Origin of the sequence: Halorubrum laminariae (assembly GCF_024494655.1) — an archaeon.
Taxonomy (GTDB): domain Archaea; phylum Halobacteriota; class Halobacteria; order Halobacteriales; family Haloferacaceae; genus Halorubrum; species Halorubrum laminariae.
The window spans coordinates 212,809-228,345 of the sequence record NZ_JANHDL010000001.1 but is presented as its reverse complement, the minus strand read 5'-3'; the positions used below and the strand labels follow the sequence as shown (position 1 = coordinate 228,345).

Sequence of the window (15,537 nt, the reverse complement as noted above, 5' to 3'; positions counted from 1 at the left end):
CTCGCGTGCGGGGTCGTACCGTGACCCGGTTTTCCGAGGAGGACCGCGAGCGAATCCGCGCAGAGCTGGTCGAGGCGGGCCACAATCTGTTCGCGCGGCACGGGTTCGACCGGACGCGCGTGAGCGACGTGACTGACGCAGCCGGGATCGGGACGAGCACGTTCTACCAGTTCTTCGACTCGAAGGAGGCGCTGTACCTCGCCGTGTTGATCGCGGAGCGGGAGCGGCTGTTCAAGACGCTGGAGGCCGAGGTCGCCGCAGTCGAGACGCCGCGAGCGGAAGCCGAGACGATCCTGCGGACGACGCTTGGTCAGGTACGATCGAACCCGCTGATCCGGCGGCTGTTCGTCGACGGCGAGATCCGACGGATCGACGAGCAGCTGAACGGCACGAGCTACGACGACGAGCCCGGAACCGAAGGCGGCGCGGTGACCGGAAACGGTTGCGCCGGAAGTGATACCGCCGGAAGTGACACCGCCGGAACCGACGACGAACTCGCCTTCGATCGCGTGTTGCCGCAGCCGGACGAGTGGGTCGCCCGCGACGACTTCCGGATAGATGACCCGGAGATCGTCCGCGGGCTCCTGCGGTCGCTGCTCTTCGTCACGCAGGCGCGCGAGACGCCCGTCGTGCCGGCCGGTGCCTACGACGACGTCGAGGATGCGCTGATCGATACTGTCGTCGAGGGATTGTTCGCGGACTCGTGAGCCGAATTCGGCGTCGACCGCCTTGGTCCCGGCGACGAGCCTTTCGGGATCGACCGGGTCGCCGCGCTCGTCACGGCGTGCGATACTCGCGCGTCCGCTCCAACGGAGACACTAACCCTTACCCCTCCGCGAGTCCGACGTGACAGTGCGAATGTCTCGCACCCCCGGCGGCACCATCCTCCTCCTCGACGACGACCGCGAGCGGGCGGACGAGTACGCGGCGTGGCTCGACGCGTACGCGGTTCGCGTCGCGGGAGACGTCGAGTCCGGACTCGACGCGCTCGACGACGAGGTCGACGTTGTACTGCTTGACGCCGGGCTCGCGGACCCGGACCCCGCCGCGACTATCGGCCGGATCCGCGCCCGCCGAGCCGGCTGTCAGATCGGCCTGCTGTCGGGTGACACGAGCGGGCTGACCGTCCTCGGCCTCGACGTCAACGAGTACGTCCCCCGGCCGATCAACCGCGAGGAACTGCGAGAGTCGGTCGCCCGCCTCGTCGATCACGGCGCTGCCGAGGCGGCGGTCGAGCGATATCTCTTGCTCGTCACCCGACTGCGACGCGTCGAGGCCAGACCCGATCGCGACGCCACCGACGACGAGCAGTACCAAGAGCTGACCGGCGAGATCGCCGCCCGCCGCAGCCAGATCGACACGCTACTGGCGCGCGCGGCCGGAGCGGAAACCGGCACAAATGCGACCGCAGAGACCACAGAAACCACAGAAACCGCCGACGGCGACGCGGATGGCAACCATGCCGCGAGGGCGTCGGACACCACCGAGACGCCCCTCTACCGCAGTCGCACACGCGAGTTCTACGCGCTCTGGTTCGTCGCCGCGCTCACCTACGGGGTCGGCGACATCGTCTCGACCCTGTACGCAACCGCCGCCGTACCCGGACTGATCGAGGGTAACCCAGTCGTCGGTGGATTGCTCGCGACCGTCGGCGTCCCCGGATTCCTCGTGTTGAAACTCCTCGTCTTTCTCGTGTTGCTCTCGGTCAGCGTGCAGGGTGGCCGGGCCCGCGACCGGTACTCGTACTACTGGCCGCCGGTCGTGACGACCGGACTCGGACTGTTGCTCACGGGCTGGAACCTCCGGCTGATCGCCGGGATGTGACCGGGAAACAGGAACTCTCGCGGCCGAGTTCACAGCCACTTACGAATCCGTCGCCGGACGCGGTCGGCCAGCCCGATGTCGCGGTCGCGGTCGCGGAACCGGAACGGCTCAAGCCCGACGGCGAGGACGTAGACGGCCGTCACGACGACGACGATGACGGCGTCTATCGCCGCGACCGCGACGAACGGGTGTATCGCGTGGAGCGCGAGTATCACCGACGCCGGGAGAAACCGGACGTACTGCCACTCGCCGACGGACCTGACGTACGCGCCGGTCTCGTTTGGCGCGTGGATCGTCACGGTCGCCGAAGCGGTCTCGCCGCGTGCCGCCACCAGCGCGGAGTCACTCACGTCGACGCCCGTGCTCGCCGGCTCGACGAGGGCGATCCGCGGAATAAACCCGTCATTCGTGAAGTTGTATGTGTACTCCACCGATCCGCCCCGCTCGATGACCGTCGGATTGCTGCTCGGGGTCTCTGAACTCACGATCGTGATGTCGTTCGTCCCCGACGGAATGACCATGCTCGCGGTCGCCGGCACGGTAATAAGAAGGAGGATGACGACGAGCACGAGGACCGCGCTCGTCTCGCTCCGGCGGCTGCGCGACCGCTCGGACCGATCGGGCCGATCCGACCGCTCGTTCTTCCCGACGCCGACTATCTCGGCGACGATGCTGTAGGCCAGAAGCAGCAGCCCGACGCCGACCATCGACGTGCCCACGTCGCCGTCCGCCAGCCCGCCGAGCCCCGGAACCCCGCTGAGGGCCGACACGGCGACCGAGAACGCCTCCTGCATCCCCAAGACGAGGAGACCGATCTTCGGGATCACCACCACCTCGCCGTCGAACTGCAGCGCGACGGACACTATCTGCGACTCCTGAACCGGCGGCTCCGGGCCGTCCTGATCGGTGAACGGGTTCGCGTCGCCGCGCGTGACGTACCCCTCGTCGGTCTCGCCGACGATACGGTGGGTGGTCAGCCCGCCGCCCTGAAGCTCTCTCGCCTCGAACGTCACCACGTCCCCCTCGCCCACGTCGCCGGCGATCGACGGCGGCACCGCGACGAACCCGTCGCCGGGTGCCATGTTGGCCGGCTCGCCGTTCATGCTCCCGGTGAGCACGAACCCGAGGAGGATCGGCTGACCCAGCTGTTGGCCGATCAGCATGACGACGACGAGGGCGACAAGGAGGGCGGTCGCGCCGGAGCCGGCAAGCGATCTGAGGTTCATCGTGAGGGCCCGTTACGGCACGACGTACGCCAGCCCCGGATAAATGCCGTTCGGCGACGCACGGGCCGTCGTCGACGCTCACGCAGCCATCTTCGCTGCGACGTTGCGGACGCTGCGATGTTCACTGACGTTCGAGGCGAGAGAGCTTCAGGGCGGCGGTCAGTTCCCCGTAAAATCGATCCGCGAGTCGCCGGCGTCGCTGTCGCGCTTTGCGGAGCCGAGCCGAACGAACTCGTAGGCGTCGTCCGCGAGATACACCGCGTCGCCGTCGACGCTCACGTCTACCGTTTCGAGGACCGCGCCCTCACAGGGGCCGAAATTGCAGTAGCCGGAATCCGCCTCGAACGTCGCGCCGTGTTTCTGACAGAACACCTCCCCGTTGCGGACGAACGCGCCGTCGTCCTTGTCGAGGCGCACGTCGGTCCAGTGTTGACAGTAGTTGCGAAACGCCGTCACCTTGCCGGCCGCCCGCGTGAGAATCGCCTCGGCCTCCGGCCGGCCGTCGTCGGACTCGCCCACGTCGCCCTCGCCGTCGTCGACCGCGTCGGCGTCGACAGGTCGAAGCGTCACGAGCAGCGTGCTCTCCTCCGGAACCTCCTCGACGGCCACAATCCGGCGATCCGCGTCCATACCGAGCCGTCGCCGCCGGCGGGTTTGAACGCTGTGGTCGCTCGGAGGTGGGGCCGTTCGTTTCTGGTCGAGGTGAGAGAAGGAAACGTTGACTGGGGCCGCCGAAGCCTTGGCCGCTCCTTCGAGTCCCGTCCCGCACCGCACAGCACCTCACGCCTCCCCAGCCTCGTCGGTCGCCTCCGCTGCGCTCCGGCGACCGACTCCCTCGCGCATGCGACTCGCGCCCGTCGGACGCTCGCCGGCACGCGCCACCGCAGTAGATTGTCTTCCGCGCGATTCACGGATCGATAAGGCAGATGCCCCGGGGCTTGACCCCGAGGCAGTTGACGCCCTCACAGCCGCGCGCCGTCGTAGTGCGTCTCCTCGATCCGCCGGTCGAACAGCCGCGAGATGAGAGTTGTGAGCGGCCCCGCGGTCCCGTCTCCGTCGCCGCCGGCCGACAGCCCGTCGACGGTCGCAACGGGCCGAACCTCCCACGTCGAGTTCGTGAGGAACACCTCGTTCGCCTCTCGAACCTCGTCGGGCGCGTACGTCCCTTCCTCGACGGGGATCCCCTCTCCCTCCGCGATCTCGATCACGGTCGCTCGCGTGATTCCGGGAAGGATCGGGCCGTCGAGCGAGGGCGTCTTGAGGGCGGTGCCGTCCGAGAAGAAGAGGTTCGAGGTCGCCCCCTCCGCGACGTTCCCCTCGGGGTCGAGCATGAGCGCTTCGTCCGCGCCAGTCACACGGAGTTCAAGTCGGGCCAAGATCCCGTTCAGGTAGTTGTGCGTCTTCGCGTCGGCCGGGAGCGCGCGCGGTGACGGCTTGCGCGTCTTCGTCGTCTGGATCGCCGCCGGACCGTCGTAGACGGCCGCCCAACCGCCGTCTCCCGAGTCGCCGTCCCCCGAGTCGCCGCCCTCCGCACCGAGCCCACCCCGCGGGAGCGGTTTCGCGATCACGACGACGGTCGGGTCCACGTCGGGTTTCGGGTCGAGCGTCCCGGGCTGGACCCCTCTCGTGATCGAGCACTTCACGTACGCGTCCGCGAGGTCGTTCGCCGCGAGCGTCTCGTCGATCCGTGCCTTCAGGTCTGCCGCCGCGAGGCCGTGATCGAGCCCGATCGTCTCGCAGGCGTCCGCGAGCCGATCCGCGTGCGCGTCCCAGCGGAACACCTCGCCGCCGTAGGCGCGCAGCGTTTCGAAGGCGGCGTCGCCGTACGCGAATCCGCGATCTTCGACCGAGACGGTCGCCTCGTCGGCCGGGACGAGGTCGCCGTCCACGTGGTACTGCAACTCGTCAGGCACGGTCCGCACACACCTCTGCGAAGTTCCGGACCATCGCCTTGCCCCGTGGCGTCAGGATGCTCTCGGGATGGAACTGCACGCCGACGTGTGGCTTCTCGCGGTGACGCACGCCCATCACGACCGACCGCTCGTCCTCGGTGCGAGCGGTCTCGACGAGTTCGTCGGAGAGGTCCTCGCGCCTGACGCACAGCGAGTGGTATCGCCCGACTCGGAGCCGATCGGGGAGTCCGGCGAACACGCCCGAACCGTCATGGGTGATCGTCGAGGGTTTCCCGTGGACGACCTCGGGCGCGTGACTGACCCAGCTTCCGCCTCTCGCGCACATCGCCTGGTGACCCAGACAGACGCCGAAGACGGGGCGGTCCAGATCGAAGACGGCCGTCGAGACGCCGGCGTCGGTCGGCGTCCCCGGACCGGGCGAGACGACGACGCCGTCGGGGTCGAGCCGCCGGATCCCCGCGAGATCGATCGCGTCGTTCCGCCGCACCGTCACCGCGCCGGCGACCTCACCCACGTACTGGACGAGGTTGTACGCGAACGAGTCGTAGTTGTCGACCACGAGGATCCGCGCGTCACGGTCGCCGACGCCGGTCTGCCAGCCCGCGTCAGTCATCCGTCCGCCTCCGGTCGATCGACGGTCATCTCGCCGGCCGCGAGCGCCTCGTCCATCGCCGTCACGAGCGCGCGCGCCTTCGCGAGGGTCTCGTCGTACTCGGCGTCCGGTTCGGAGTCGTGGACGATCCCCGCCCCGACCCGCAGGTGGTACTCCTCCGCGTGCCGGACCAGCGTCCGTATCACGATGTTCAGGGTGGTGCGGCCGTCGAACCCCGCCGCGAGCATCGACCCCGTGTAGGGGCCGCGCCGGGTCCGTTCCAGCTCGTCGATGATCGCCATCGTCTTCGGCTTCGGCGCACCGGTGATCGTCCCGCCGGGAAAACACGCCGCGATCGCGTCGGCGAGCCCCACGTCCGACCGCGCCTCCCCCTCGACTAGGCTCACGAGGTGCATCACCTCGCTGTATCGGTCGACGCGGCGATACTCGGTCACGTCGACCGTGCCGAACCGCGAGACCTTGCCGAGGTCGTTGCGCTCTAGATCCACGAGCATGGCGTGTTCGGCCCGCTCTTTGGCGTCGCCGGTCAGTTCCGTCTCCAGCGCCGCGTCCGCCTCCTCCGTCTCCCCGCGCGGTCGGGTCCCAGCGATGGGTTCCGTGCGCAGCCGAACCCCGCTCCCGCCGTCATCGGTTCCGCTGTCAGCGTCACCGCTTTCGCCGTTGCCGTCTTCGTGCGGGACCCGCTCCAGCAACAGTTCGGGGCTCGCGCTCACGAGGTCGACGCCGCGTCGCGCGTCGCCGCGCTCGACGCCCGCGAACTCGATCACCCCCGAGTACGGGGCCGGATTCACCCGCCGCAGGGCGTCGTAGGCGTCGACCGGGTGCACCGCCGCCGGCGCGCGGAGCCGCTGTGAGACGTTGGCCTGAAACGTGTCGCCCTCGCGGATCGCCGCCTTCACCCGCCGAACCGCGTCGGCGTACCCCTCCCGGCCCGTGTCGCTCTCGAACGTCGCCGTCGTCGCGTTCGGAGCGGGTGCCGACCCGACCGCCGCGTCGCCGGAGGCGATCCGGTCGATCAGGTCAGTGGCCCGGGCCGTCGCCGCGTCGAACAGGTCATCGAGCGCGTCTCGGTCGGCCTCGGCGTCGTCGAGCCCGACCGGCGTCCGCGGGCACGCCGTCACGCGAAGGGTGACGCCCGACTCGCCGTCACCCGTCGGACCCTTCCATTCATCGACTGGACACTCCCACGCCGCCACGCGGTCGAAGACGCCCACTTGGAGCCGCGGGAGCCCGCGGTCGTCGACCGCGCCCGGGCCGTCGGGCGGCGACGCCGGAAACGACTCCAGTTCGCGCGCGACATCGTAGGAGAGCCACCCGAACGCGCCGCAGGGGTAGGGTACCTCGCAGTCCCCGCGAGCGAGCGACTCCCCGTCGACGAGCCCGTCGAGGGCCGCGAGCGTCGGCGACGGCCGGCGGTAGTCGCCGGTCGGGGACGCATTCGCGACGACCGCTTTGGCCGAGACGGTGAGCCGCTCGACCGGATCGACGCCGAAGTAGCCCCAGCCGGACTGGCCGCCGGTCGTTTCATAGAAGAAGCCGCCCGGCCCGTCGCGGGCGCGTCGGTACGCCGCGAACGGATCCGAGACGGTGACGCGGCACTCGACCGGAACCCGAGCGCCGGCGGGCGCTCCGGCGGCGACGGCGCGAAAGCGGTCCCGGTCGGTCCGCACCGATCGCTGCATGGGACACGGTTCGGGGGCGGAGAGGAAACAGTTGTGGTCCCGCCGATCGGTGCCGACTCAGTATGAGTGGGGGGTCAGAACTCGCTTGCCCGCTCGATCCACGTCGCGGCGCGCGTCTCGCCGACGCTCGTCCGTTCGGCGATGTCCGCGGCGTCCGCGGCCGCGAGTTCGTCGATGGTTTCGATGCCGATCTCCGCCAGTCGTTCGGCGTACGCTGGGCCGATCCCAGTAATGTTCTCCACACCTGAACCGGCGTCGTCGTCGTCGACCGCGGTCTCCTCGTCGGCTCCGTCCGCGGCCTCGGCCGGCTCCGCCGCCTCGTCCGGATCGGCGGCCGCGCCGTCCTCGTCGACCAGCGACTCGGTCGAGGCGGCGGCGTCGGTGTCGGTCGCGACCGGCTCTCCGTCCGACTCCGTGCCGTCGCTCGCGCCGGCCGAGTTCGGCTCCACGTCGCCGTCATTCGAGTCCGACGCCGCGTCGGTGCTGTCCGCGTCCGGCTCGTGTTCGACCGTCACTTCGGCGTCCGCCTCGTCGCGCTCGGCGGGGGCGCTCCCGAACCCGAGCGCCTCCTTGATCTTCTGGAGTAGGGCCATCGAGCGGGGGTACGACCGTGACGCAGTTAAAAGCACTCGACGTGAGACCGGGTCGGCGTCGGAAACCCGCCCCGTCGATCCGGTCTCGCCGATATATAAGTGCGTACGGTGCGTTCGACGGGTATGGAGGCGCTCAATCCCGTCATGTGGTCGGTCCACGTCGGCTTCGCGGTCCTGTGGACCGGCAGCGTGTTGTTCGTGTCGCTCGCCGTGCTCCCGTCGGCGCTCCGCGGCGACATCGGCGGCGACGCGCTCGCCGGCATCGTCGGACGACTCAGGTGGATCACCCGGTTCGCCGCGGTGGCGTTTCTCGCCACCGGCGGCCACATGGCCGGCACGCTGTACACGGTCGAATCGCTCACGGGCAGCGGTCGCGGTCACCTCGTGTTGACGATGCTGGTCCTGTGGTTCGTTATCACCGGCCTCGTCGAAGTCGCGAGCGGAAAGCTCCTCTCCGGCGTCGACACGGGCAAGCTCCGCGAACCCGCCCGCGACGCAAAACCGTTCTTCTACGGTGCCGCCGGCCTCTCCGTCCTCCTCCTCGTCACCGCCGGACTGCTGGCGACGCCCGGGTTCGCCTAGTCGTCGTCGGGAGGTTCGTCGGATCGCTCCGTGCTCCAGTTCTGCTCGCCGACTCCTCTGGATTCTCTGATAACCGGCTGGTAGTCGATCGATACGAACACCTCCGAAGCCCCAGCCCCTTTGATTCCCGCACCGCACCGCGACCGCACCTCACGCCTCCCCAGCCTCGCCGCTCGCATTCGAGGTGTTCGCTTCGCTCACACCTCGCACCGCTCGCGGCGTCCCTCGCGGGCTGGCTCGCGGCCTATCGGCCGCTCGCAGGCGCGCCACCGCCCCATTCGTTCCCGATCATTCACTCCAGTTCGGCCCGCAGCGCCGCGTTCATCGGTTCGACCGGCGCGTCCACACCGGTCCAGCGTTCGAACGCCTCGACGCCCTGGAACAGCAGCATCCACGCGCCGTCGATCGTCGTCGCGCCTGCCTCGGCCGCCTCGCGGAGCAGCCGTGTCTCGATCGGCGCGTACACCGCGTCGAGGACGGCGAGGTCGCCGTGGAGGTGCTCGGCCGGGACCGGCGTCTCGTCCGGAGCCTCCATCCCGACGCTCGTCGCGTTGACGAGCACGTCCGCCGCCGCGATCCGCTCGCCGAGGTCGTCGAGCCCGCCGCCGGTCGCGCCATCGACCGCCGCTGAAAGCGATTCTGCGCGCTCCGCGGTCCGGTTCGCGACGTGGACGATCGCGCCCGCGTCGGCCAGCGCGAACGCCGCGGCCCGCCCCGCCCCGCCGGCTCCGACGACGACCGCGGCCGCGCCGTCGAGCGACACGTCGTGGTGCGCGAACGCGCGCGTCACGCCGGCAGCGTCGGTGTTGTATCCGCGGGGACGGTCGGCGTCGCCCTCGCGAACCGGTGCAAAATCGACCGTGTTGACCGCCCCGATCCGCTCGGCGAGCGGGTCCGCGTCGACCGCATCGGCGACGTCGCGCTTGAACGGGATGGTCACGTTGAGCCCAGCAACCCCGAGATCGGCCGCGCCGGTGATCGCCGCCGCCGCGGCGTCTGCGTCCGGTTCGAACGTCACGTAGCGCGCGTCGAGGTCGAGCGCCTCGTAGCCCGCCTCGTGTAGCGGTGGCGACAGCGAGTGGCCGACCGGGTTCCCGATCAGTCCATATACGTCCATGCGACCCCACGCGACCGCGAGCGACAAAAGGAGCGCGGTCGCGGTCACATGAATTTCGGACGCGTCGCGCGAGCCCGGCCGCGTCACTCTCCGTCTCGGTCCGCGTCGATGACCTCTTCGAGCGTCTCCGTCCCCACGTCGCTCGCGACCTTGACGCCGACGAGCGAGACCACGATCCCGACGACGATGAACGCGGCGAGCCGCTGCACCGGTGTCACGACGAACCACGCCGTCTCGAAGGGGTCGAGTATCGCCTCCTGTGCGAGGAAGTACCCCGCGAACCCGCGGACGACGAGCCCGACGGCGACGATGACGAACGGGAGGTTGAGGTACTGCGTGCGGATCCCCTCGTCGCGGATCAGCTCGTCGAGCAGGCGGCCGACCGCAGCCGTTACGCCCGCGACCGCGACCCAGGGGACCGCGGCGAACGCGAACTCCATCGCCCGAACGATCGCGGGCTCCGCCGGACCGATATCTGAGGCCGACAGCACGCCGAAGAACCCGCCGACGAGCGCGAGCCCGGCGGCGACGACGTACGTCACGACCGACACCTGTCCGGCGTACAGCGCCTCGCGGACCCGCTCCGGCGCGCCGGCGACGACCCTGTCGATCGCGAGACCCTTGTATAGCAGCGCGGCACCGAGCAGCCCGGCGACGCCCGCGACTGCCTCGCCAGCCGAGAACCAGTAGAACAGCGCCGGCAGCAGCAGCAGCGCGACGCCGAAGGGGACGAGCACGGTCGACCGGAGCTGTTCGTCGGCGAGGAACTGCTTGAGCAGGTAGTACGTCGATTCGATGTCGCGGGCCTGCCGCACGACGACGCGGTCGACCGAGTCGACGGGCATCCGAGACTCGACGATCGGGAGCACGCGCTCGTCTTCCGCGGAGTCGACGACGACGATCGCCGCACGCGGGTCGTATCGGTCCACGAGGTCGTCGAGCTGCGCGGCGATAGAGCGGTCCGCCCCGACGGCGCTGTCGCTCTCGGCGGAGACGACCGCGACGACCGACTCCTCTCGCTCGTCGCGTAGGTCGCGAGCGACCCGCAGCGATTCGAGCAGACAGTTGACGCTGGCGTCTTCCGGATCGCTGAGCCCGGCGTCGGTGACGAGCGACCGGACGGCCTCCCAGCCGGCAACGGGCATGGGGACGTTCGTGGCCCGGCCGATCGCCCCCGAGCGATCGATGCAGATGACCAGCGTCGTCACGTCTCGACACTCTGTCCGCCCGGATAAAAAGCTCCCCGTCGCCGGGACATGACCGAGATTTCCTACCGCAGTTCCACGTCCACGTCCCCGCCCTCGTCCGTGAACACGCTCGCGACGCCGCTGCCCGCGGCGAACGCGACCCGTTCCGCGCCCAGACCGAGCCGCTCCGCGATCCCCCGGTCCGGCTCGAACTCGCGTATCTCGGGCGCAGCGCCGATTAGCGACTCGACCCGCGTCTCCACGTCGTCTTCGGTACCCAGTTCGTCGATGAGGCCGATCTCCGCGGCGTCGCTGCCGAGGTAGACGCGTGCCTCCGTCTCCCGCACGGCGTCCGGATCCATGTCGCGACCCTCGCTCACGGTCTCGACGAACTGCTCGTAGTACCCGTCGATGATCCCTTGGAGGTATTCGCGCTCGTCGTCTTCGATCTCTCTGAGCGGCACTCCGGCGTCCTTGTACTCGCCCGCGGTGAACTGCTCGTAGGAGATTCCGAGCTTGTCCGCCAGCCCGGCCGCGTTCGGTCGCGACCCGACCACGCCGATCGACCCGACGAGGCTCGCGTCGCGCGCCCACAGCTCGTCGCAGCCGCTCGCGATCCAGTAGCCGCCGGAGGCGCACAGATCGGTCGCGTACGCGATCGTCGGTCCGTCGAACGCCGCCGCCGCACGTCGGATGTCGTCGCTCGGGAGCACCTCCCCGCCGGGCGTGTTGAGTTCGACGACGAGTGCCTCCACGTTCTCGTCATCGTCGGCGGACTCGATCTGCTCGACCACGTCGTCCGCGGTCGCCCCGCCCGGCCCCGACAACGGCGACGGGCGGCCGGTGTCGCGGGTGATGGGCCCGGACACCGACACCTTCGCGACGTTGTACTCTCCCGCGTCGCCGAACCGCCCTCGTGTGAGCCGGGCGAGAATTCGCGTGCCGGCCACCGCCGCCGTCGCGCCCACCGCGGCGGCCGCGAGAAGATCCGTCCCGTTCGAGCGAGGATCGTGTTCCATGCTCCCGGTTGGACGTGCGGCCGTTTATATATGCTGTCGCCCACTCTCTCCCGCGCGTCATCTGAGACCAGACCGCGAATCTAGAACGGTCCGGTTGACTCCGCCGTCTACCGCTCGTCAAAGACCGAATTTTTGTAGCCCTGCGGTGTTGGCAGTCACAGGGATGGTAGAGGACGAAGACGAAAATACGTTCGTTCAGTACGGTATCGACGACAAACCGCCGCTGGGGAAATCGATCCTCTTGGGGGCCCAACACTACCTCACCATGGTGGGCGCGAACATCGCCGTCCCACTCCTTCTCGCCGGCGCGATGGGGATGCCCGAGGAAGTCATTCCGCGGTTCGTCGGCACGTTCTTCGTCGTCTCGGGTATCGCGACGCTCGCACAGACGACGTTCGGCAACCGCTACCCGATCGTTCAGGGTGCCCCGTTCTCGATGCTCGCGCCCGCGCTGGCGGTCATCGGCGTCGTGACGGCGAATCCTCCGGAGGGGATCGTCGCCTGGCGGGCAGCGCTGCTTCAACTCCAAGGCGCGATCGTCGTCGCCGCGCTCGCCGAGATTGCGATCGGGTACCTCGGACTCGTCGGAAGATTGCGACGCTACCTCTCACCGGTCGTCATCGTACCGGTCATCGTGCTCATCGGTCTGTCGCTGTTCAACTCATCGGACATCGTTACGGCTGATCAGAACTGGTGGCTCGTTGGTCTCACGCTGGTCGCCATCGTCCTGTTCTCACAGTACCTCGGAGGGAAGTCCGCGATCTTCCAGCTGTTCCCGGTCCTACTCGGTATCGTCGTCGCGTGGGTGATCGCCGCGGCCGCGTCGGTCCTCGGTATCGTCGGACCGGACGCACCCGGCTACATCGATCTGGCGAGTGTCGTCGCGGCCGAACCAGTCCATCCCATCTATCCGCTTCAGTGGGGCGTCCCGAGCGTGACACCCGCGTTCGTCATCGGGATGCTCGCCGGTGTCGCTGCCTCCATCGTCGAGTCCATCGGCGATTACCACGCCGTCGCTCGCCTCTCCGGTATGGGTGCCCCCAGCAGCGAACGGATGAACCACGGCATCGGCATGGAGGGCGTCATGAACGTCTTCTCCGGATTGATGGGCACCGGCGGTTCAACCTCGTACTCGGAAAACGTCGGCGCTATCGGACTCACCGGCGTGGCTTCGCGCTACGTCGTCCAGATCGGTGCCGTGCTCATGATTCTGGCCGGGTTTGTCGGCTACTTCGGCCAGCTCGTCGCTACCATTCCGAGCCCGATCATCGGCGGCCTCTACATTGCGATGTTCGGTCAGATAGTCGGGGTCGGGATCTCGAACCTCAGGTACGTCGACCTCGACTCGTCGCGAAACATCTTCATCATCGGTATCTCGCTATTTTCCGGAATGGCCGTCCCGGAGTACATGCGGAGCGTCGGGAGCGCGAACGCCTTCCAGCAGGGGCTGGCCGACAGCGCGTTGATCGGTCCTCTCCTCGGTGCTGACATCGTCGCTACCACCATCTTCGTCATCGGATCGACGGGCATGGCGGTCGGGGGGATCGTCGGCTTCTTCCTCGACAATTCGATCGCAGGGACGGCCGCGGAACGCGGTCTCACTGCGTGGCAAGAGGGAGCCGAAGGGGATGAGGAGTTCACCTCCGCGTACGACCGTTTCGTCTCCGACGAGGAACCGACCCACTCCGACTGATCGGTTCCGGAGCGGTCGACCGTCTGCGATCGGGTGGACCTCGAGCCTCGGTTACTGCGCGACCCGTCGGGTAGGCGGTAGGTGTCACAAAAGAACTGCAACCGCGTGTCGTTCGACCGAACTACAGAAGACCGGTCTTCTGGAGCTTCATCAGGTCCTCGGTGTCGAGCGTCTCGCCCTCCTTGAACTTCTGATATATCTCCTCGGCCTCCTCTTTCTCCTCTTCGCGCTTCTCGGCGCGCTCGTCTTTGCGCTCGCGCTCTTCCTCCTTGTCGAGCTCGCGCAGACGCTTCTGGACGCGCACGAAGTCCTCGTGGTGCTGGTCGGCAGCCTCCTGAGCCTCGACGAACAGCTCGTGCATCTCGTCGGCCTCGTCGCGGATGTCGTCGGCCTCGCGGTAGGCCTCGATCATCTGGTTGTGGTGCTCCTGTGCCTTGTCCGCGAGCTCTGTCACCTTCTGGTGGTGCTGGCTGGCCTCCGATCGAACCTCCTCGGCCTCCTCGACGAGGTCGTCGAGTTCGCTGGTGTCGTCGACCTTCTCCTTCTTCTCGGCGAGATTCTCGCGTTTCTCGTCGATCTTCTCGATGAGTTCGCGCTCGTCTTCGGCGTCGAGAACCTCCGTCTGCTGGCGGAACTCTAGGTCTTCGATCTCGGACTCGAGCTCCTCGATGGACTTGCCGGAGCCGAGTTCCATGTCCTGTTTGAGCTCTTCGACCTCGTCGAACAGTTCGTTGGCCTCGGCGTTGAGTTCGTTTCGCTTGTCCTTGTGCTCTTGGACCTGCTCGTTGAGCTCGTCGCGCTTCTCGCGGTGTTCTTGGGCCTCGTCGACCTTTTCACGAGTCTTCGCGTTGAGGTCGTCGCGCTTGGACGCGCGCTCGGAGGCCATCTGGTTCAGCTCGTTACGTCGGTCTCGCAGCTGCCCTGCGCGTTTGATGAGCTGGCCCTTGGAGCCGTTCTCCAAGTCGTCTTCAGAAAGGTCCACGTTGTCCGCCTCGTCCATCGCCTCGATATCGTACTGTTCGATGACTTCGTCTTTCGTTACCATTTTTTATCTCTCCATCACCGCTCCGGGGATAGCGACCGCTCGCCGTCGTGTGTGGGGCCGTTCACAAGAGCTCCCGTTCATTTCAGCGTGCGATCCACCAGCGCCGGAGGCGTTCTGGTACCAGACGATACCAGCGGGGAATATATAAAGACTTCGGTGGTTCGGGTGTACTCCGGTAGCACGGACCGTGTACCGGCCGATCCGTGGCGGACCGTCACATGCCAATGGAAGAACTCACGAGCGGCCGTCGACCTCGTACGAGAGCACGATCCCGTCGTCGAGTCGCTCGGTTCCGACGAGGTCGAGAGTCGGAAACGCCTCGATGAACCCCTCGCCGTCGGCGAGCGTCGGCGCGTTGCGGCCGCCGATCACCATCGATCCCACGTACACGTGCAGTTCGTCGACGAGCCCGGCCGCGAAACACGAATAGATCACCTCGCCGCCCCCCTCGACCATGAGCCGGTCGATCCCGCGGTCGGTGAGGATGTCGAGCCCCGCTGTCAGATCGACGCACTCTCGGTCGTCGTCCCCTGCCACGATCACCGCCGCGCCGGCCTCTGTAAGAGCCTCCCGACGCTCCGTGGGTGTCGCCTCGGAGACGAGCAGGTACGTCGTTGCCGCGTCGTCGAGGATCCGCGCGTCCGTCGGGGTCCGACCGGTCGAGTCGACGACGACGCGAGCCGGGTGACCGGCCCGACCGTTCCGGAGCCGCTCGACTCGGCGGTCCTCCTCATCGAGCGTGAGGTGCGGATCGTCGGCGAGGATGGTACCGACGCCGACGAGTACCGCGTCGGCAGCCGCCCGCACTCGATCGACCCGATCGAAATCTTCCGGCCCGGAAATCCGATGCTGTTCCCGGTTTCGCGTCGCGAGCTTCCCGTCCACGCTCTGGGCGGCGTTGACGACGACGTGCATACGAAGCGGTGGCGCGCTCGTCTCATGATCGTTTCGGTCCCGCGTTTCGGCCGAGATGATCCGGGTTTCAGCGGTGATTTCGAACTCCGGCCGTCGAACGCGTGCGCACCCGACCGTTCATATGCGAA

The 15,537-nt window shown here is 68.1% G+C and carries 15 protein-coding genes; 4 read left to right on the top strand and 11 right to left on the bottom strand.

Annotated elements, in window-relative coordinates; translation table 11 throughout:
* The first annotated feature begins 20 nt into the window (after positions 1 to 20).
* Complete coding sequence (locus tag NO887_RS01055) at positions 21 to 707, top strand: TetR/AcrR family transcriptional regulator (protein WP_256416658.1); 687 nt, start codon at positions 21 to 23, stop codon at positions 705 to 707.
* A 151-nt stretch (positions 708 to 858) separates the two neighbouring features.
* Complete coding sequence (locus NO887_RS01050) at positions 859 to 1,824, top strand: response regulator transcription factor (RefSeq protein ID WP_256416657.1); 966 nt, start codon at positions 859 to 861, stop codon at positions 1,822 to 1,824.
* A gap of 29 nt (positions 1,825 to 1,853) precedes the next feature.
* Here the strand turns inward: NO887_RS01050 and NO887_RS01045 are convergent, their stop codons facing one another.
* From NO887_RS01045 to NO887_RS01020, 6 genes are all read right to left on the bottom strand, one after another.
* On the bottom strand, positions 1,854 to 3,050 hold the full coding sequence (locus tag NO887_RS01045) for a S24/S26 family peptidase (RefSeq protein ID WP_256416656.1): 1,197 nt from the start codon (positions 3,048 to 3,050) through the stop codon (positions 1,854 to 1,856).
* Between the two features lie 159 nt (positions 3,051 to 3,209).
* A complete protein-coding gene (locus tag NO887_RS01040) occupies positions 3,210 to 3,680 on the bottom strand; it encodes a Rieske (2Fe-2S) protein (RefSeq protein ID WP_256416655.1) in 471 nt (156 codons plus the stop codon).
* A 332-nt stretch (positions 3,681 to 4,012) separates the two neighbouring features.
* Positions 4,013 to 4,963 (bottom strand): aminotransferase class IV, encoded by a 951-nt coding sequence (locus NO887_RS01035; RefSeq protein WP_256416654.1) that lies wholly within the window; start codon positions 4,961 to 4,963, stop codon positions 4,013 to 4,015.
* The gene (locus NO887_RS01030; RefSeq protein WP_256416653.1) at positions 4,956 to 5,576 is read right to left on the bottom strand and encodes an anthranilate synthase component II; all 621 of its coding nucleotides are present in this window, start codon (positions 5,574 to 5,576) and stop codon (positions 4,956 to 4,958) included. The genes NO887_RS01035 and NO887_RS01030 overlap by 8 nt, the downstream gene beginning before the upstream one ends.
* Positions 5,573 to 7,258 carry an anthranilate synthase component I family protein gene (locus NO887_RS01025; protein ID WP_256416652.1) on the bottom strand — a complete coding sequence of 562 codons (1,686 nt, stop codon included), beginning with the start codon at positions 7,256 to 7,258 and terminating at the stop codon, positions 5,573 to 5,575. The genes NO887_RS01030 and NO887_RS01025 overlap by 4 nt, the downstream gene beginning before the upstream one ends.
* 74 nt (positions 7,259 to 7,332) lie before the next feature.
* Positions 7,333 to 7,851 (bottom strand): helix-hairpin-helix domain-containing protein, encoded by a 519-nt coding sequence (locus tag NO887_RS01020; RefSeq protein WP_256416651.1) that lies wholly within the window; start codon positions 7,849 to 7,851, stop codon positions 7,333 to 7,335.
* Positions 7,852 to 7,974: 123 nt separating this feature from the next.
* Here NO887_RS01020 and NO887_RS01015 point away from each other — a divergent pair, with 123 nt between their 5' ends.
* Positions 7,975 to 8,433 (top strand): transporter, encoded by a 459-nt coding sequence (locus tag NO887_RS01015; protein ID WP_256416650.1) that lies wholly within the window; start codon positions 7,975 to 7,977, stop codon positions 8,431 to 8,433.
* Between the two features lie 292 nt (positions 8,434 to 8,725).
* On the opposite strand, the gene NO887_RS01010 is transcribed toward NO887_RS01015, so the two are convergent.
* The 3 genes from NO887_RS01010 to sppA all read right to left on the bottom strand — a co-directional run bounded on the left by NO887_RS01010 (position 8,726) and on the right by sppA (position 11,756).
* The gene (locus NO887_RS01010; protein ID WP_256417010.1) at positions 8,726 to 9,550 is read right to left on the bottom strand and encodes a shikimate dehydrogenase; all 825 of its coding nucleotides are present in this window, start codon (positions 9,548 to 9,550) and stop codon (positions 8,726 to 8,728) included.
* Between the two features lie 83 nt (positions 9,551 to 9,633).
* On the bottom strand, positions 9,634 to 10,758 hold the full coding sequence (locus NO887_RS01005; protein WP_256416649.1) for a DUF373 family protein: 1,125 nt from the start codon (positions 10,756 to 10,758) through the stop codon (positions 9,634 to 9,636).
* A 62-nt stretch (positions 10,759 to 10,820) separates the two neighbouring features.
* Positions 10,821 to 11,756 (bottom strand): signal peptide peptidase SppA, encoded by a 936-nt coding sequence (gene sppA / locus NO887_RS01000; RefSeq protein ID WP_256416648.1) that lies wholly within the window; start codon positions 11,754 to 11,756, stop codon positions 10,821 to 10,823.
* Between the two features lie 163 nt (positions 11,757 to 11,919).
* Here sppA and NO887_RS00995 point away from each other — a divergent pair, with 163 nt between their 5' ends.
* Positions 11,920 to 13,449, top strand: a complete 1,530-nt coding sequence (locus tag NO887_RS00995) for a uracil-xanthine permease family protein (RefSeq protein WP_256416647.1) — start codon at positions 11,920 to 11,922, stop codon at positions 13,447 to 13,449.
* Between the two features lie 121 nt (positions 13,450 to 13,570).
* Here NO887_RS00995 and NO887_RS00990 read toward each other — a convergent pair whose 3' ends face one another.
* The gene (locus NO887_RS00990; protein ID WP_256416646.1) at positions 13,571 to 14,494 is read right to left on the bottom strand and encodes a coiled-coil protein; all 924 of its coding nucleotides are present in this window, start codon (positions 14,492 to 14,494) and stop codon (positions 13,571 to 13,573) included.
* Positions 14,495 to 14,728: 234 nt separating this feature from the next.
* On the bottom strand, positions 14,729 to 15,409 hold the full coding sequence (locus NO887_RS00985; protein ID WP_256416645.1) for a 2,5-diamino-6-(ribosylamino)-4(3H)-pyrimidinone 5'-phosphate reductase: 681 nt from the start codon (positions 15,407 to 15,409) through the stop codon (positions 14,729 to 14,731).
* Positions 15,410 to 15,537 lie beyond the last annotated feature (128 nt).